16 protein-coding genes are annotated in these 18,715 nt (G+C 42.2%); 14 read left to right on the forward strand and 2 right to left on the reverse strand.

The annotated features are described in order from the left end of the window. Positions 1-75: 75 nt before the first annotated feature. The 4 genes from asnB to NSQ76_RS05880 all read left to right on the forward strand — a co-directional run bounded on the left by asnB (position 76) and on the right by NSQ76_RS05880 (position 5,886). Positions 76-1,917: an asparagine synthase (glutamine-hydrolyzing) gene (gene asnB / locus NSQ76_RS05865; protein WP_341052948.1), complete on the forward strand. Its 1,842-nt coding sequence runs from the start codon at positions 76-78 to the stop codon at positions 1,915-1,917. 147 nt (positions 1,918-2,064) lie between these two features. Next, on the forward strand, positions 2,065-3,582 hold the full coding sequence (locus NSQ76_RS05870; RefSeq protein WP_341052950.1) for a phytoene desaturase family protein: 1,518 nt from the start codon (positions 2,065-2,067) through the stop codon (positions 3,580-3,582). Continuing rightward, entirely contained in the window at positions 3,579-5,054 is a 1,476-nt protein-coding gene (locus NSQ76_RS05875) for a phytoene desaturase family protein (RefSeq protein WP_268478836.1), read from the forward strand. Before NSQ76_RS05870 ends, NSQ76_RS05875 begins: the two co-directional genes overlap by 4 nt. Further along, positions 5,047-5,886 (forward strand): phytoene/squalene synthase family protein, encoded by an 840-nt coding sequence (locus NSQ76_RS05880; RefSeq protein ID WP_056766108.1) that lies wholly within the window; start codon positions 5,047-5,049, stop codon positions 5,884-5,886. Before NSQ76_RS05875 ends, NSQ76_RS05880 begins: the two co-directional genes overlap by 8 nt. A 24-nt stretch (positions 5,887-5,910) precedes the next feature. Here the strand turns inward: NSQ76_RS05880 and NSQ76_RS05885 are convergent, their stop codons facing one another. Further along, positions 5,911-7,287: an MATE family efflux transporter gene (locus NSQ76_RS05885; RefSeq protein ID WP_268478837.1), complete on the reverse strand. Its 1,377-nt coding sequence runs from the start codon at positions 7,285-7,287 to the stop codon at positions 5,911-5,913. A 113-nt stretch (positions 7,288-7,400) separates the two neighbouring features. Between NSQ76_RS05885 and NSQ76_RS05890 the strand changes: the two genes are divergently transcribed. From NSQ76_RS05890 to NSQ76_RS05905, 4 genes are all read left to right on the forward strand, one after another. Next, on the forward strand, positions 7,401-8,267 hold the full coding sequence (locus tag NSQ76_RS05890; RefSeq protein WP_268478838.1) for an AraC family transcriptional regulator: 867 nt from the start codon (positions 7,401-7,403) through the stop codon (positions 8,265-8,267). Between the two features lie 14 nt (positions 8,268-8,281). After that, complete coding sequence (locus tag NSQ76_RS05895) at positions 8,282-8,839, forward strand: GNAT family N-acetyltransferase (RefSeq protein WP_034621799.1); 558 nt, start codon at positions 8,282-8,284, stop codon at positions 8,837-8,839. A gap of 63 nt (positions 8,840-8,902) precedes the next feature. After that, a complete protein-coding gene (locus NSQ76_RS05900; RefSeq protein ID WP_024425087.1) occupies positions 8,903-9,178 on the forward strand; it encodes a hypothetical protein in 276 nt (91 codons plus the stop codon). Positions 9,179-9,212: 34 nt separating this feature from the next. Then, positions 9,213-9,470 (forward strand): hypothetical protein, encoded by a 258-nt coding sequence (locus NSQ76_RS05905; protein WP_029707533.1) that lies wholly within the window; start codon positions 9,213-9,215, stop codon positions 9,468-9,470. Here NSQ76_RS05905 and NSQ76_RS05910 read toward each other — a convergent pair. Further along, on the reverse strand, positions 9,465-10,001 hold the full coding sequence (locus NSQ76_RS05910) for a serine O-acetyltransferase (protein ID WP_041117087.1): 537 nt from the start codon (positions 9,999-10,001) through the stop codon (positions 9,465-9,467). The two genes, NSQ76_RS05905 and NSQ76_RS05910, sit on opposite strands and share 6 nt — an antisense overlap. Before the next feature lie 384 nt (positions 10,002-10,385). Here NSQ76_RS05910 and NSQ76_RS05915 point away from each other — a divergent pair, with 384 nt between their 5' ends. From NSQ76_RS05915 to NSQ76_RS05940, 6 genes are read left to right on the forward strand one after another with little or no spacing between them, the layout of a single operon-like run. After that, entirely contained in the window at positions 10,386-11,732 is a 1,347-nt protein-coding gene (locus tag NSQ76_RS05915; RefSeq protein WP_341052960.1) for an aspartate aminotransferase family protein, read from the forward strand. After that, complete coding sequence (locus tag NSQ76_RS05920; protein ID WP_135032370.1) at positions 11,719-13,206, forward strand: pyridoxal phosphate-dependent decarboxylase family protein; 1,488 nt, start codon at positions 11,719-11,721, stop codon at positions 13,204-13,206. Before NSQ76_RS05915 ends, NSQ76_RS05920 begins: the two co-directional genes overlap by 14 nt. Then, positions 13,203-14,984, forward strand: a complete 1,782-nt coding sequence (locus tag NSQ76_RS05925) for an IucA/IucC family protein (RefSeq protein ID WP_034621795.1) — start codon at positions 13,203-13,205, stop codon at positions 14,982-14,984. The genes NSQ76_RS05920 and NSQ76_RS05925 overlap by 4 nt, the downstream gene beginning before the upstream one ends. Continuing rightward, the gene (locus NSQ76_RS05930; RefSeq protein ID WP_025093381.1) at positions 14,981-15,535 is read left to right on the forward strand and encodes a GNAT family N-acetyltransferase; all 555 of its coding nucleotides are present in this window, start codon (positions 14,981-14,983) and stop codon (positions 15,533-15,535) included. The genes NSQ76_RS05925 and NSQ76_RS05930 overlap by 4 nt, the downstream gene beginning before the upstream one ends. Then, entirely contained in the window at positions 15,510-16,859 is a 1,350-nt protein-coding gene (locus tag NSQ76_RS05935; protein ID WP_341052966.1) for a lysine N(6)-hydroxylase/L-ornithine N(5)-oxygenase family protein, read from the forward strand. The genes NSQ76_RS05930 and NSQ76_RS05935 overlap by 26 nt, the downstream gene beginning before the upstream one ends. Positions 16,860-16,872: 13 nt before the next feature. Further along, a complete protein-coding gene (locus NSQ76_RS05940; protein WP_341052969.1) occupies positions 16,873-18,687 on the forward strand; it encodes an IucA/IucC family protein in 1,815 nt (604 codons plus the stop codon). Positions 18,688-18,715 lie beyond the last annotated feature (28 nt).

The raw sequence follows: 18,715 nt of genomic DNA on the forward strand, positions 1-18,715 counted from the left end.
ATCAAGGAGACGATGCATAAACTAAGAAAGGCTGAATGAGAACACTTGAGGAAAAACGGATGGGAGCTGATGATGATGTGTGGAATTACAGGCTGGGCAGACTTTAAAAAGCAGCTCATCCAACAGGATCATGTAATCAATCAAATGACAGATACATTATCTAAAAGAGGGCCAGATGATACAAATACATGGAAAAGTGAGCACGTTCTTTTCGGGCATAAAAGGTTAGCGGTGGTAGATGTAGAAGGCGGAAAGCAGCCGATGACATATACACATCAAAACCATGCTTATACGGTTGTATACAATGGAGAGCTCTATAACACGGAGGATATAAGAAAAGAATTGTTAAAAAGGGGGCACCGCTTTCTTGGGCATTCTGATACAGAAGTTCTTCTTCATGCCTATACAGAATGGAAGGAAGAGTGTGTCTCTCATTTTAATGGCATTTTTGCATTTGTGATCTGGGATAGTGAGCGTGAATTGTTATTTGCAGGGAGAGACCGGCTAGGCGTCAAGCCATTTTTCTATACAGAACGTCATCATTCCTTCTTATTTGGTTCAGAAATCAAAGCACTTCTTGCTCACCCTGATATCAAAGCAAAAGTCGATCATGAAGGACTGTCGGAGATCTTTGGCTTAGGACCGTCAAGAACACCAGGTCAAGGTGTGTTTAAAGGGATAAAAGAGCTGAGACCTGCACATGCCTTGACCTTTTCAAAAGACGGTCTGCGCGTATGGAGATACTGGAATGTTAAAAGCAAGAAACATACTGATTCACTTGATGACACCGCACTGCACATTAAGCATCTCTTTACAGATGCCGTGACAAGACAGCTCGTCTCTGATGTGCCTGTATGTACATTTTTATCTGGGGGCGTTGATTCTAGTGCCATTACTGCCATTGCCGCTAAGCACTTTGAGAAAATAGGGAAAGCACCGCTTCATACGTATTCCATTGACTACGAAGGAAACGATCAATTCTTTGAGGCAAATCAATTCCAGCCAAATGCTGACGGTCCTTGGATTGATCAAATGACCAAAGCGTTTCAAACGAATCATCACAGCTGTATCATTGGACAAAAAGAGCTCGCTTCCTATCTGAAGGAAGCCGTTGAGGTTCGAGACTTACCGGGTATGGCAGATATTGATTCTTCCTTGCTTTGGTTTTGCCGAGAAATTAAAAAGGACTTCGTTGTTGGCTTGTCAGGTGAATGTGCGGATGAAATCTTTGGCGGTTATCCTTGGTTCCATATGGAAAATGAAACGAATGGTTTTCCTTGGATGAGATCGACTGAAGCTAGAACTCAGCTCCTGCAAGACTCATGGCAAAAAAAGCTGTCACTTAAGGAATACGCGCAAAGCAAATATGAAGAAACGGTGGCAGAAACGCCTCTTTTAGATGGAGAAACCGGCGTCAATAAAGCCCGGAGAGAACTTTTTTACTTAAATATGATCTGGTTTATGACAACACTGCTTGATCGAAAAGATCGAATGAGTATGGGGGCTAGTCTTGAGGTACGGGTGCCATTTGCAGATCATCGCCTTGTCGAATATGTGTGGAATATTCCTTGGGAAATGAAAATGCATGGAAATCGTGAAAAAGGGGTTTTACGAAAAGCATTAGAGGGAATTTTACCGAATGAAGTGCTTTATCGAAAGAAGAGTCCTTACCCGAAAACACATCATCCAGCCTATACTCAGGCTGTGAAAGAGATGCTCACAGACTGCCTCGCGCAAAAAGACTCTGTACTTCACGAATTTTTAGATCCACATCAATTAAAGCAGCTGATTGAAACGGAAGGGGCTTCCTTTCATGTGCCATGGTATGGCCAGCTCATGAAGGGCCCGCAGTTGATTGCCCATCTAGCACAGATTCATCATTGGTTTGAAACGTATCGAATTGATATAGAAGCGTAATAAAGAGCCGGCTTTCTTGCACATGTTGAAAGGAAGCCGGCTTTTTTGATACATAACATGAGACTTTTTGAGCACATCAAAAGTTGATGTAATCTTTTTAATTTGTATAATTAACTTAAAGTGAATTAATTTGGAGGAAAAAGGATAATGAAAATCATTGTGATTGGAGCGGGACCAGGGGGCCTTGCAGCAGCTATGATGCTTCAAAGCAAAGGACATGACGTTCATGTATACGAAAAGCAGCCCTTTGTCGGCGGGCGTAACGCTAAGTTTCAGCTTGGTGATTTCACGTTTGATACAGGTCCTACCTTTCTCAGCATGATTCATATTGCAGAGGAGCTGTTCACCTTTGCTGGTAAAAATCTTTATGACTATATTGATGTGATTGAATTAAAAGAGATGTATAGATTAATATTTCAAGACAATCAGCTGGACATGATCCGGGATCGCGATGAAATGTACAAACGATTAGAAGCCTTTGCATCTGGTGAGGGCGAAGGGTATTTACGATTTATGAATGATACAAAGCGCAAAATGGATCGTCTGACACCAATTTTACAAAGTAAAATGGACCGCTTTCATCATTACCTTCGCCTGAAGGTGATTAAAGCACTTCCACAGCTTTCACTAAATAAAAGTTTGTATGATGTGCTGTCAGACTATTTTTCGAATGAATCAGTGAAATATGCTTTTACATTTCAATCAAAGTACTTAGGAATGTCGCCGTGGGAATGCCCTGGTGCGTTCTCGATCCTTTCGTTTATGGAACATGACACAGGTGTATTTCATCCGAAGGGCGGTGTCAATCAGCTGTCAGAAGCGATGGCAAAGGCGGCGCTTGAAGCTGGGGCAGAGATTCATCTGTCAGCAGGCGTTGAAAAGCTGCTCACGGATGGAAGGAAAGTAAAAGGCATTCGTTTAGAATCTGGGGAAGAAATACAAGCAGATGAGGTTGTCGTCAATGGAGACTTTGCACATGTGATGACAAAGCTTGTCGAGCCAGGACTCTTAAAGAAATACAGCGAGAAAAAATTAAAAAAGAAAAAATTCTCATGCTCTACCTTTATGCTTTATTTAGGACTGGATACCATGTATGATGAGCCGCATCATACCATTGTTTTTTCCGATGATTATGCTAGATTTGTCAAAGGCATTACGAAAACATATGAGCTGCCAGATGATCCGTCTATTTATATTCAAAATGCAAGTGTAACCGATGACTCACTTGCTCCAAAAGGAAAATCAGCTCTTTATGTGCTGGCTCCAGTTGCCAATAACCAAAGCGGTATTGACTGGGAAGCGCATCAAGATGAATTTAGAGAGCTTGTGCTGGATACATTGGAGCGGAAAACCGGCTTTCAAGATGTGAGACAGCATATAGAAGTCGAGCGGATGATCACACCGAAGCAATGGGAGGAAGACCTTTACGTATATGAAGGAGCTACATTTAACCTCGGCCACCAGCTGACGCAGATGATGGTCCTAAGGCCGCACAATGAATTTGATGAATTAAAGAACTGCTGGCTTGTTGGAGGAGGAACACATCCAGGAAGCGGACTGCCAACCATTTTAGAATCAGCACGTATCACGACAAATGCCATTCTTAAAAAAGAGAAACATTCACACAAAACAATGCCGCATCAAGAAAAGGGGAGCGCCTCATGAAACAACATATATTGATTGCAGGAGGCGGTATTGGCGGAATGATCTCAGCGCTTTATTTAAAAAAAGCGGGACATGATGTCACCCTTGTCGAAAAAAATGAACGGCTTGGCGGGAGACTTGCTTTTGTACGTGAGAAAGGATATAAAGTAGATGAAGGTCCGACCATTGTCCTGCTTCCTGACATGTTAAAAGGCATTTTACATGAGGTAGGAATTGACGAATCATCTCTTGATCTTGTGCAGCTTGATCCGCTGTATACAATTCAATATCAAGATGGAACCTCCTATACGAAATACTCTGATGCACGTCGTCAGCTAGATGAAATCAGACGTGTATTTCCAAAGGAAGATCAAGGGTTCCAGAGGTTTATGGAAGAAATGACGGATCGGTTTCAAGAAGGGCAGAAAGCTTTTCTAGAAAAATCATTTCACGAAAAACGTACATTTTTTACAAAAGCCAATATGAAGATTTTAATGAAATTAAAGGCGTATCGAACGGTGCAAAGCGCTCTGAAAAAATATTTCTCAGACGAACGCCTGCGAGATGCATACGCACTTCAAACCCTCTATGTTGGGGGAAACCCGTATGAAGCATCGGCTATTTATTCGCTTGTGTCCTATAGTGAGCACGCACATGGAATTTACTATTTAAAAGGCGGCTATGCAAGTTTAGTAGATATATTGGAAGGGCAGCTTATCAACATGGGTGTGCATGTAAGAAAAAATGAAGAAGTCACCCAATTGGTGTTTGAGGGAAAACGGGCAGTCAAAGCAAAAGTAAATGATGAACATGTAGCTGCTGATGCATTTGTGATCAATGGAGATTATCCAGCTGCGTTAAAACAGTTTGGTTTAGACGAACAAGATCGCCGGAAATACGTGCCTTCCTCTGGCTGTGTGATGGTGTATCTTGGTTTAAATAAGATGTATCATGAAGCACCTGTTCATCAATTTTTTATGGGAGAACACTTTGATCAGCATATGAAAGAGGTTTTTCAAACGAAAACGATTCCTCAAGACCCGTCATTTTATACATTTAATCCATCGATCATTGATCCATCTCTTGCCCCAGAGGGCTGTAGTGTTCTATACATGCTCGTTCCCGTTCCTTCAGGAGATCATATCAACTGGGAAGAGGAGACAGATTTCGCCGAGAACATGGTGGATCGCCTTGAGAAAAGAGGCTTTCCGAGATTGCGAGAGTCGATTGTCTGGAAAAAGGTCAGAACTCCAAATGATTCCTTGCGAGAAGGATTGTTTGAAGGCGGCAGCTTTGGACTTGCCCCTAATTTGTTTCAATCAGGTGTCTTCCGCCCGCAAGTGAAGGTCAGTGAGACAGATAATCTTTATGCGGCAGGTGCTTCCACGCATCCGGGCGGCGGGGTGCCAATCGTGATGCAAAGTGCGAAGCTCATGGCCTCTGTACTACTAAAAGATCTGAATGATAGAAAGGAAGTGAAGCTAAGTGGTTGATGTACAAACAGCATTGAAAGTGTGTGAGGACACCATTCAAACCCATTCAAAAACGTTTTATCGTGCTTTTTCCATGCTGCCTAAAAAGAAAAGACAGGCCGTCTGGGCCGTATATTCCTTTTGCCGTAGAGCAGATGACATTGTAGATGAGTCCCCTTCGCCAAAAGAGGACCTTGCATCCTTTCGAGAGACGTTTGATCGATTTTTACAAGGTGAGGTAGACCGGAATGATCCAATATGGGTGGCGCTAGAGCATACATTTCAAGAGTTTCGGATGGATGAAGCCCCGTTCCGTGACCTGCTCCAAGGACAAGAGATGGATATAGAGCAGCAGCGATACGAAACATTAGATGAACTGCTCATCTATTCCTATCATGTTGCTAGTACCGTTGGACTCATGCTCCTTCCCATTATTGCACCGCGTAAAAAAGAGCAGCTAAAAGAAGCAGCCATTTCGTTAGGGATTGCTATGCAGCTCACCAACATCCTTCGAGATATTGGGGAAGATCAGGCTGAAAGAGACCGCATTTATTTGCCAAAGCAGGTGATGGATCAATTCGGGTACACAGAGCAAGAATTGCAGGAAGGGGTTGTGAATCAAGCCTTCCAGCACGTCTGGGAGTACATTGCCTTTGAGGCAGAGGCATACTACGAGGAGTTTTTTGACCATCTTCATGAATTCCCGCTGTATTCACGAATACCGGTGAAAGCAGCAGCCCACTTTTATAAAGCCATTTTAGATAAAACGAGAGAAAACGAATACCGCGTCTTTACAGAGCGAGCATTTATTTCAAAACAGGAAAAAGCACTTATTTTAGAAGATATTACGTAAAAAAGGACTGCACCCAGTCCTTTTTTATGTGGAAGAAAAGCGATACTCCGTCCATACTCTGGAACGCCAGCGCCTATACATGAAGATGCCTCTGACCCATTCATCCACGATAAAAGAAATCCAAACCCCAATGAGACCCATTTCAAGCTGAATGCCTAACAAGTAAGCGATCGGAAGCCCGATCCCCCACATTGATATCATCGCCATATACACTGGAAACTTCGCGTCACCAGCCGCCCGCAATGAATTAATAATGACCATATTAAAAGAGCGTCCCGGCTCTAAAATGATCGTCAATAGGAGAAGTGTGGCGGCGATTTGAATGATTTCACGATTGCTAGTGAAAAAGGTAAGCAAATGCGTCGATGATAAAGATAAAGCAGTGGAAGAAAGAAGAGAGATCCCAATGGCCCAGTATAAGCTTTTCATACATCTGCGGTAGGCAGCATCAAATTCTTTCGCTCCAATATGGCGCCCGATTAAAATCTGTGTCCCTTGGCTAATCGCTGCACCAAACAACATAATGAACATCATCAAATTTTGAGTGTAGACCTTTGCGGCTAAAGCCTGCGTCCCCATAAATGTAATAAACAGTGTAATGATCATTTGAGAGCCGTTATATGAAAGCTGCTCCCCAGCAGAAGGGATTCCAATTTTCAGCAGCTTTTTTAAATGTGTCCGCTGAATGTGAAACATTCTTTTCAGCGAAAAGCGCAATCCAATTCGGCGGCGGACAATGAGGATCATCGCCATCAATCCGATCAACCGAGCCAGCGAGGTTGAAAAGGCAACACCCATGACACCTAATACCGGAAAGCCAAACGGACCAAAAATGACCAAATAATTCCCGGCAACGTTGAGCAAATTCATTCCGATGGTGACATACATCGTGTCTCTTGTATATCCGTAGCTTTTTAAAATAGCACTATACGTCATAATGAGTGCTTGAATAAAAGAAAGCAGGCCGACAATTTGTAAAAAGACCGCCGCATCCGGCATGAGTTCACTTGATAAGCCCATCATGTGCAGGATTGGAACAGCTAACACAAACATAAGGAGACTAATGACAAAGCTGATCAAGAAGTTGGTTCCTAGTGAGACATAGGCGACTTGAGTCGCTTCCTGCTTGCGGTCAGCTCCTAAAAGCTGCGCAATCACAATGGTCGTTCCTGTTGTAATGAAGCTGAACATGACAATTAATAAATTCAGGAGCTGGTTGCTTACACCTACTGCGGCCACACTATTATCGGAGTATTGGCTGAGCATAAGTGTATCAGCGCTCCCCATGAGCATATATAAAGAGATTTCGATAAAAATAGGCCAAGTTAATGCAAATAATGAAGGGTGTGTTTTCTCATCTTTTGCTTGAACCTTTTCATATGACAGGGTTTGAGATTTCATCACATAGCCCCCTTTCGTATAAATCCGATTTATAGTGTACCGTGCATCGACTATAATAAGAAGAGACGAAACCGAAACTTATTGGAGAAATCCGACTTCATAAGGGGATGAATATGGATCGATTTATTACATTTACTGTACCGCCGTTTCCTACTTATATTGCATCAGGTAAAGGGGTATTTCATCAAGGAGAAAGACATATCTCAAGAACCTTCACTGTATTTGATCTGCTCTATGTCACAAAAGGTGAACTATGGATGACAGAGGGCGAGGAGGCTTTTCATGTAAAAGAAGGTGAATATATGATTCTCTCACCGGGCCTGTCTCATGGTGGACATCTGCCATGTGAAGAGGAAACCCACTATGAGTGGCTGCATTTCTCAATTGACCGATTTGAGCTGACGAACCGGCCGAGAGAACACTGGATTGATATGAAACAAAATCAAGCTACCTTTGAAAAGCCGGCAACCTATGAATTTAGTCTGCCCCGTTTAGGAAAAGTGAAAGGACGAAGTGTGTTAGAAAAACACCTTTCAGCGATGAGAGCACTAAATCATGGTGCATCTGAACTTCCGCTGAAAAAACAGCTTCTATTTGAGGAACTGCTCATTCACCTGCAAAAGGAAGCATTCCATATTCCAAGTGCAAAGGAGACCGTCGCATCAGAAGTGGTTCATTATCTTGAGCATCATTTTATGGAGAAATTACACATGGAGCAGCTTGCAGAGAAACTGCACTATCATCCTGACTACATGACAAGATGTATGCAGACGGTATATGGATTGACGCCAAACCAGTACAGCCATCGTCTCAAAATCGAAAAAGCCAAAAGCATGCTGGCCTCAACGAATGAAAAAATCGCTGCTATTGCAGATCATGTAGGGATTGACGACCCTACTTATTTTTCTAAGCTGTTTCGGCAAAATGAAGGCATGACGCCGATCGAGTACCGTCATTTAGCAAAAAGAACGACAAAGTAAAGGAACGTGAACAGATGAAAAGTGAAAAGGAAGAGCTTGTGAACATACGTCCATTAACCGAAACGGACTTAGAAACGGTGTGGCATTTAAAATTTAAAGCATCAGACCAGTCCTATCGAAAATGGAATGCCCCTTATTTTTATGAACACGAAATCCCGCTTGCTGCATTTAAGAAACGTTACTTACAGGAAGAATCCATTCCTCAAAAGCTATATGGCATTGAAATAGATGGTGATATCAAAGGCACCGTCTCATATTATTGGGAGAATGAACGTACGAGGTGGCTTGAATGCGGCATTATCATTTATGACTCACGTTTTTGGAGCGGGGGTATTGGGACAAAGGCATTAAATCTATGGATTGATGTGTTATTTACGCATATTGATATCCCTCGAATTGGTTTAACAACTTGGTCAGGGAATGAACGGATGATGCGGTGCGCAGAGAAATGCGGATTTGTCCTTGAGGGGAGACTGAGAAAGGTCCGTTATTATCAAGGGGTTTATTATGATTCAATGCGCTACGGAATGTTGAGAGAAGAATGGCGAAGCCTTCCACGCAATATCCTCTGAATCATGATTTTTTCAGGACAAAAGTATCATATAATGGAATAAACTGAAGAAGAAGGGTGGCAGATGAATGTGGGCTGGATAACTGGATGGTTTGTTTCTATTTTAGTCGCAATCTATCTATTGATAGATGCACCAAAACATGGGAAAAATAAATGGTTATGGTCTATTTTAGGTCTTTTATTCGGGCTCTTTGCATTTGGGATATACCTCATCAAAACAGGAAGAAAAGGATTGGGCTGGACAGTTCTGATCGTGTCCATCATCATCTATTCTATTGTTATACTAGTCTTTGTCTTTTACTTCCTGTTGCTGATCTTCGGATACTCAAACGCATCATAGAGAGCGCGTATACATAATAAGGGGGAGTTTAATCTTGAGAATAACGGGTCTATTCGTTTCACTCGCTGTGGCCATCTATTTATGGTTTGATGCGCCAAAGCACAACAAAGACAAATGGCTGTGGGCCATTTTAGGCGTGCTATTTAGTACCATCGTACTCGGTATTTATTTGATCAAGACAGAGAGGAAGGGGCTGGGCTGGACGATCTTGATTTTAACCATCTTGTTTTATCTCATGCTGCTCATCTCTGTTTTGATCGGTGTTATTCTTTTTTATCAGGCGCCTTCATGAAGAAGGGCCTTTTTCTTTTACCTTTTGAGCCGGTACACCAGCAATGACGATCTGCTGTTCATGAAAGGAACGATTCACCACGGCATTTGCTCCGATTGAAATATGATTTGCAATATAAATGTCTCCAAACAGCTTAGCACCAGGGCCAATCCATACGTGATCTCCAATGGTTGGGACATCCTTTTCGGAATGGTTTTGGCCAATATTCACCCCTTGATGAATATCACAAAATGCCCCAATTTTTGCGTGCTTATTCACAATTAAGAGACCACTATGATTGATTCTAAGGCCGGGGCCAAAGACGCCAATCGGAATATCAAAGCCAAGCTGCACGCCTTTCTTTTTATGTAAATAGCGATAAAACCATTTGCGCAGTAGAGCGCCGCTATTAGAATAGTATTCATATTTTCGTAAATACCTTTGATATTTCCATATATCGTCCCCAAACCACTTTGGTCTTCTGCGCGTAATCGCTAATGCTTTCTTATCCTGCGTTAAGTAATGGTGAAGATCGTGCTTTGTAAAAATCATCAAATTCCCCTCCATTCCTTTATGTTTCAGAGAAATTATACCATCCAAACCATTTATATCAAGAGAAAATGATGTTACTTCTTCAATTTTCTACCTTCATTTCATCCAAATTTCTTCATAAAATGAGCGCTTTGAGTTGAATAGAACAAAAGAACCAGGAAGAATGATTTGTAATTTTTTTCAATATCAAATCGTCTCATGCGTTCCATCTCCTTATGGCAGTAAGGTTTGTAAAAATTACTCGAAAATACTCATTAAAAAGAGAAAATTGCATTCATATGCTTTTTGAATCATCTTTTTGAATACAATTGACTTTCCTATCTCACATCCTCTAGGCTAATAAATGAAAATGATAATCTTTATCAATTGGAGGAGTGTTTTATTATGTCCATCAAAACCGTTTCTAAAAATCAGCAATTTTTAGAGCAGCAAAGTCAAAGAGAATCTAATGCAAGGTCTTACCCGAGACGGTTCCCATTAGCCATGCAAAAAGCCGAGGGTATGATCGTGACAGATGCAGATGGCAGAGAGTTTTATGACTGTCTGTCAGGCGCAGGAACACTTGCACTTGGTCACAATCATCCGGTTGTTATAGAAGCTATTGAACGTATGCTTCATGAAAAAAGACCATTGCATACGTTGGACATAACCTCAGAAATTAAAGAAGAGTTTGTGAATGAAATTTTTTCTCACCTGCCAGAAGAGTTTGCAAAGAGAGCAAAAATTCAATTTTGTGGACCAACTGGCGGTGATGCCATAGAAGCTGCGATTAAATTAGTCAAGACAGCGACAGGTAATCGTTCCATTCTTTCTTTCCACGGTGCTTATCACGGTGCGACACATGGCACGATGTCATTAAGCGGAAATTTGTCTCCAAAGGAAAGAGTGCAAGGGTTAATTCCAGATGTGCATTTCATGCCTTATCCATATGAATATCGCTGCCCATTTGGTATTGGCGGGAAAGATTCACACCGTATTTCCAGTTCTTATATTGAGCGTGTATTAAATGATCCTGAAAGTGGTATTCTTCCGCCAGCAGGTATGATCTTTGAAGCTGTGCAAGGTGAGGGAGGCTCAATTCCAGCATCTATTGAATGGATAAAAGAAATGAGAAGAATCACAAAAGAAAAAGGCATTCCGCTCATTATCGATGAGGTTCAATCAGGCATTGGCCGAACAGGTAAGATGTTTGCCTTTGAACATGCAGGAATTGTGCCAGACGTTATTGTATTATCTAAAGCCATTGGTGGAAGCCTGCCGCTTTCAGTTGTGATTTATGATCAAGATTTGGATCAATGGAATCCAGGTGCACACATTGGCACATTTAGAGGAAATCAAATGGCGATGGCTGCAGGAACTGCTACGCTTAAATTTATAAAAGAAACCAATCTGCTTGATCATGTAGACCAGTTAGGGAATCGCATGCAGGCTTATTTAAAAGACATACAAAAAAATGTACCTGCTATCGGTGATGTTCGAGGAAGAGGATTAATGATTGGTGCTGAAATTGTCAATCCAAATGAAAAGCAGGATGTGGATGGAAGTTATCCAGCAAATCCTGAGCTAGCAAGTCTTATTCAAAAGAATTGCTTCGACAAAGGCTTAATTGTAGAGACAGGAGGCCGTTTCGGTAGCGTCATTCGATTCTTACCGCCATTGATCATGACAGAAGAACAGCTTGAACAAGTCATCGCCATTTTCAAAGAGGCCGTTTACGATGCAATCAACTAAAGCTTCTGTGGATTCATTATTTATCAATCAAAGCCAGCTTGGAAGAGAGTCCTTCCGAGCGGCTCTTCATACATCTATCGACAGCTTACTGGATCAGTGGCAAAAAGACCAAGGACCATACAGCGGAATATTGCCTGGGAAATTAGCGGCTAGTGTCGAATCCTTATTTCAGTTTCAACCGTCTGGCGAATCAATGGAATCTGTCTTTCAAGATATAAAGCAGCATCTTTTGCCGCATCTCGTTGATGTATCGCATCCTAAATGCTTGGCACATTTGCATTGCCCGCCGCTCATACCTGCTCTTGCCGCAGAGGTGATGGTAAGCTCCTTTAACCAATCAATGGATTCCTTCGATCAAAGCGGTATTGCATCTTTGGTTGAGGAGGAAATTTTAAAGTGGCTATGTGCGAAGTTTTCTTATGGAAATCTAGCAGATGGGACATTTACGAGCGGTGGCACCCAATCTAACTACATGGGACTGCTTCTTGCAAGAGATGCATTTTGTGAAAACACATGGCAATGGAATGTTCAGCAGAAAGGCTTGCCGAGTGAGGCTCACCGCATGAGAATTCTTTGCTCTAAGAATGCTCACTTCACTGTGAAAAAATCTGCATCCCAGCTAGGCTTAGGGGAGCAGGCAGTTGTTCTAGTAGAGACAGATGAGCATCACCGCATGGACCTCAACGATTTGAAGAAGAAACTTGTTGAGTTAAAGGAACAGGATCTCCTGCCTTTTGCGGTAGTGGCGACTTGCGGGACAACTGATTTTGGCAGTATTGACCCGGTTCGAGAGGTGTATGACATCGTCAAGCCATACGGTCTATGGATTCACGCAGATGCTGCTTACGGAGGTGCGCTTATATTAAGCGAAACCTACAGGTGTAAATTAGAAGGTATTGAGCTTGCTGATTCCATCACGATTGACTTTCATAAACAATTTTATCAGCCGATCTCTTGCGGGGCATTTTTGCTGAAGGATAAGAGACATTTCGGCTTGATCAATTATCATGCAGATTATCTTAATCCAAAAGAAGATGAACTGGATGGAATACTACATCTTGTCCATAAATCTGTCCAAACGACGCGCCGGTTCGACGCACTGAAATTGCTTCTTTCTCTTCGCCTGATTGGGGAGGAAGGGTTTGGTGACATTATTGACCATACCATTGATTTTGCGAAGGATGTGGCTGCGCTTATCGAGAGAAATGATCACCTTGAAGTGATCAATCCTGAACCAGAAATCAATGCAGTTGTGTTTCGATTTAAGGGGGCGGATGACATCAATAAAATCATCCATCGAACGTTATTCAAATCAGGAACTGCTGTCATTGCGAAAACAGTGGTGGATGGTCAAACGTGCTTAAAATTCACTTTATTAAATCCGAGAACGACAATCACACATATTGAGGAAATCCTTTCTGACATCGTTGATATCGGGATCGCTCATATTCAATCCGGGAGGGTACTACGTTGAGTCAATATAAACAAATGGCTGAAAATGCAACTATGCAAAGCTTTTTAAACTGTTTTTTACGTGAAACAGGAATCGATCGATCTGCAAAAAAAGAGACGAAAGCAGATGGTTCGCTTGTATTCGTGGCAAAACTAGCAAAGCAAGACCTTGAGCTTGTGATTCCGATCCGATATTTTTCATCTGTAGGCCGCCATCTCTTTGATTTTCCGATTCGCTTTCGTCCAAGTGGCAGCGAAAAAGAGGGAACAGTCGTCGATTACACGACACTTGTTGCTTTATGTTCAAAGGAGCTTCTCATTGCATATGGCCGCACAGATGCAGAGGATGAATTCATGCTTCGCATCATTTTAAGCTGCCGAAATATTGAACGATTTTTACGGGAGAGAGAAAGTGATCAAGCTGCTTTATCTCAAGCTGATTTTGAGTACATCGAGGCTGAGCAATCACTTCTCCTTGGCCATTTAACACATCCTACACCAAAAAGCAGACAAGGAATGACAGAAGAGGAGGAAGCCGTCTATTCTCCTGAGCTGAAAGGAGCTTTCCAGCTTCATTACTTTAAAGCGCACCATTCGATTGTGCTTCAGGATTCGTCTATTTCACAATCTGCGGCAAACCTCATGTTAGAAGAGCTTTCGCGTCAGGTGCCAGAAGAAACAGAGAGGCTGAATAGGTTAACAGAAAACGGAGAATATGTGCTCATTCCGATTCATCCGCTGCAAGTCAAAGTGGTCATGGAGAAGGCATTCGTGAAGCGTTATATAGAGGAGGGGAAACTGACTTATTTAGGACCGCTCGGGTCTGAATACACAGCGACCTCATCCTTTAGAACGGTCTATCAAAAGGATTCTGCTTACATGCTCAAATTCTCTGTTCCTGTGAAAATTACAAACTCGTTACGCATCAATAAACAAAAGGAACTGGATCGAGGAGTAGAGATGTCCCGCATCTTAAAAACAGAATTAGGCGTTTCTTTATATGAAAAATTCTCTGGATTCCGGGTCATTGAAGATCCTGCATATCTCTCTATTCGAGGAGATGAAGCGGAATCTGGCTTTGAAGTGGTCATTCGTCAAAATCCATTCTTGCATCGTGAAAAAGGCGCAAGCTTAATTGCTGGGCTGTGTCAGGATCATGCGTATGGAGGGAAATCGAGATTAGCAGGAATCATTCATAAACTTGCAGGCGCAGAAGGCAGGTCAACAGAAGCGGTCAGCCAAGATTGGTTTAAACAATATTTGACTATTTCGTTAAAGCCGATGCTCTGGCTGTTTGAAACGTATGGTCTTGCACTCGAGGCCCATCAGCAAAATGCTGTTGTGCAAATGAAGGATGGTTATCCAGAGACCTTCTATTACCGTGACAACCAAGGCTACTATTATAGTGAATCGAAAAAGGATAAGCTCGCAAATCTAGTTCAAAACTTGAGCGTAAGAAGTGAAACCATTTGTGCGGATGATGTAGCCGTTGAGAGACTCCGTTATTATTTCTTCTTTAATCATTTATTTGGTCTCATTAATGGCTTTGGCACGGAAGGCCTTGCAAAGGAAGAAGATTTGCTGGCACTCGTGAGAGATACATTGCTCGCTCATGAGGAGACGTACGGAGCATCTGATCTGACTAACAGCCTTCTCCGCTCAAAAGAACTTCCTTCAAAAGCGAATTTGCTGACACGATTTGAAGATATGGATGAGCTGACCGGATCTCTGGAAACACAATCTCGTTACACGGCTGTCTTAAATCCGCTCTTTTTACATAAGGAGGCGCTGATTGGATGAGGCATCGTATTAGGTTTATTCGCGCTGAATATGAAAGAGACGTTCAGCTTGTCCATAAGTGGATGCAAGAAGAGTACGTTCACCCATTTTGGCATTTGAATATTCCGTTTTCTGATTTTGAAAAGCATTTTTATCAGGCCATACATGATCCGCATCAAACCCTTTATTTAGGCACGATTGATGGGACACCAATGAGTTATTTTGAGGCTTACAACGTGAAAGGGGATATCATTGAATCCTACTATGAGCCTTCTCCGCATGATCAAGGCATTCACCTGTTAATAGGGGAGCCGGATTATGTGGGAAAAGGATTTGCTGCGCCGCTCCTTCAGGCAATGACAGCATTTCAATTTGAGCAGAACAAACGAACAGAAAAAATCGTTGCTGAGCCGGATATTCGCAATGAAAAAATGATTCATGTATTTGAAAAATGTGGCTTCGAACGTGTAAAACCAGTTACTTTACCCGATAAAACAGGTCTTTTGATGTTTTGTGATCGAGAAAGATTCGAAAGGAAGTATAACCATGACGCGGTTCAACAAGCAAAATAATGTAGTGGATGTAATAGGGATCGGCATTGGCCCGTTTAACCTGGGGCTTGCCGCATTATCTGAAGAGGTAAATGAAATCAACGCTTTGTTTTTTGAAAGAAGTGAAGCCTTTCACTGGCACCCAGGGATGCTCATTGAAGGGACAACACTGCAAGTCCCATTTTTAGCGGACCTTGTCAGCATGGCAGATGTGAAAAGCAAATATAGCTTTCTCAACTATTTGCAGGAACAAAACCGTTTGTATTCATTTTATTTTCTAGAGGACTTCCATATCCCGCGCAAGGAATACAGTCATTATTGCCGCTGGGTCGCTGACCAGTTAGATTCCTGCCGATTTGGCATGAACGTCGAATCTGTCTCACTGATTGAAAAGGCAGGGGAAAAGCGGTATGAAGTGCATGTCCGTCATGTAAAGAACCAAACTGTAGAGGTATTTGAAAGCAAACATCTCGTTTTAGGAATTGGCACGCAGCCGGCGATACCCGCATCGCTCCAGCCAGCTTTAGGAGAGAAGGTTTTTCACTCAGCTGACTATTTAAAACGAAAGAAAGAAGGCTGTTTCAAAGGGAAATCTGTAACAGTTATCGGCTCTGGTCAAAGTGCGGCAGAAGTGTTTTATGACATTTTATCAGATGATGAGGCAAAGGATATTCACTGGTTTACACGATCAAAAGGATTTTTCCCAATGGAATATTCAAACCTTGGACTTGAGTATTTCTCCCCTGACTATATTGATTTCTTTTATGAGCTTCCGCAAGCCAAAAAGGATGCGTTATTAAAACAGCAAGACTTGCTGTATAAAGGTATCAGTTCGGCGATGATTCGTGATATTTATCATTTGCTTTATGAACGTTCTGCCTGCGGAAACCAGCTGAACACAGTGCTTCAAGCCATGACAGAGGTCAACTTGATTGAGGAAACAGCGGGCGGGTTATCACTTTCATGCACGCAATGGGTCAAGGAAGAATCCTTTACACATGAGACGGATATTGTCGTATTGGCGACTGGCTACCAATCCGTTCTGCCGCCATTTATCAACCCTATTTCTCATCACATTCAATGGGATGATCAAGGGAGATTCCAAGTTGAACGTGAATATCGTTTGAAAACAAATATGATGGGTGAAAATGATATTTTTGTACAAAATGCAGAGCTTCATACACATGGGGTCGGCGCACCAGATTTGGGGCTGGGGGCTTATCGAAACAGTGTGATCATCAATGAACTTGCTCGTCAAACTGTGTATCCACTTTATCAAAAGCACGTCTTCCAGACATTTGGTACACACAAGAACGCACACACATTTGAAGAAATGAAAGGATAAGGAGGATGAAGCGATGAGTGTACAAGATGAATTGAAAAAAGCGGTGAATCCTGCTGCTTGGAAAAAGGCAAACCAGCGAATGGTGGCAAAAATGCTGTCTGAATACATGTATGAGGACATGCTTCATCCTGTTGAGCTGGATTGTAAGGATGGCATCGCGCAGTATGAATTAATCATTCACGAACATAAGAAATATCGTTATCTGGCAAAACCTCGGTTGTTTGATAGTTTTGATACAATCGCTGAATCAATTGAGTACTGTCAAGATGGAAAATGGTCAAAGGATGTCAGTGCCATTGTGTTTTTACTAGACATTCAGCCGATCATTCCAATGTCTTCTGACACAACAGGCCATCTTATCAAAGAGCTTCACCATACTTTGTTAGCCGATGTCCATTTGCTGTCGAAAAAAGCACTTCGTGCGGATGAACTGACAGATACGGATTATGCATGGATTGAAGGAGAAATGACAGGCCATCCTTGGATTGTGTATAACAAAGGACGTATAGGATTCAGCTACGATGATTACTTAGCCTATGCACCAGAACGGCAGGAATGTGTGCAGCTGTCTTGGATTGCTGTACATAGAGAGCTTGCGACATTCCATGCAGTCGATCATGAAAACTATGAGCAGGTGATCGCTAAAGAATTAGATGAAGTCACGATTCGTCAATTTCAGCGTGTGTTAAAGGATGAAGGACTGAATGCAGCTGACTATTATATGATGCCTGTCCATAAGTGGCAGTGGACGCATATGATTATTCAGCATTTCCCTGAAGATTTGGCCTTGCGCCGGATTGTGTATTTGGGAGAGGGGCTGGATCAATATATCCCGCAGCAGTCGATCAGAACCTTTACAAATATCTCAAATAAAGACAAGCATCATATTAAACTGCCAATGAGTATTTTAAATACGCTCGTGTACCGTGGACTCCCATCAGAACGTACGGTCATTGCCCCGCGCATTACAGCGCATATTAAAGGGATTGCCGATCAAGACTCATTTTTATCTGATGTGTGCCGCGTCATTTTACCAGGTGAGAATGCAAGTATCAATGTCGATCATCCATACTACAGCAAACTGCCTGGTGCGCCGTATCAATATCTTGAGATGCTCGGTGTCATTTTTAGAGAAAGCATTTATACGTACTTAGAAGAAGGGGAGAGCCCTGTTACACTTGCGGCACTTACTTACGAGGATCATGAAGGTGAGCCGTATATCAAGCAGCTGATTGAAAAATCAGGTCTCTCAGCAAAAGAATGGATGACGAAGTTCTTCCATGTCGTGATGCCGCCGCTGCTGCACTTTATGTATCAATACGGCACAGTCTTTTCACCGCATGGGCAAAATACAATTCTTGTGTTAAAAAATCATCAGCCGCATCGTTTGGCGATCAAAGATTTCGTTGATGATGTGAATATAAGTGACCAGCCGCTGCCTGAATTAGCTTCACTAGAAGAAGATTTAAAAGAAGTGCTGCGCAGTGAGCCGCCAGAAGGTCTAGTACAATTTATCTTTACAGGATTATTTATTTGCAATCTGCGTTATGTATCCAACGTATTAGACAATCACAATCTGTTAGATGAAACGACTCTTTGGCGTTTGCTTGCGGAAGAAATTCAGCAGTATCAAAAGCAATTTCCGCAGCTAAAAGACCGTTTTGAATTATTTGATCTATTCCAGCCGAAGCTGACAAAGCTTTGCTTAAATCGTAATCGAATGATTGATTATGGCTATGGAGATGGTGATGACCGCCCGCATGCATCAGAGCATGGGAAGGTCACAAATGCACTAGCTCATGTTCTTTCGTCAGTTGGGGAGAAGTAATAGAAAAGCTGTAGACATTAAGTGTCTA

It is taken from the genome of Bacillus sp. FSL M8-0256 (assembly GCF_038005765.1).
Lineage (GTDB): Bacteria > Bacillota > Bacilli > Bacillales > Bacillaceae > Bacillus > Bacillus safensis.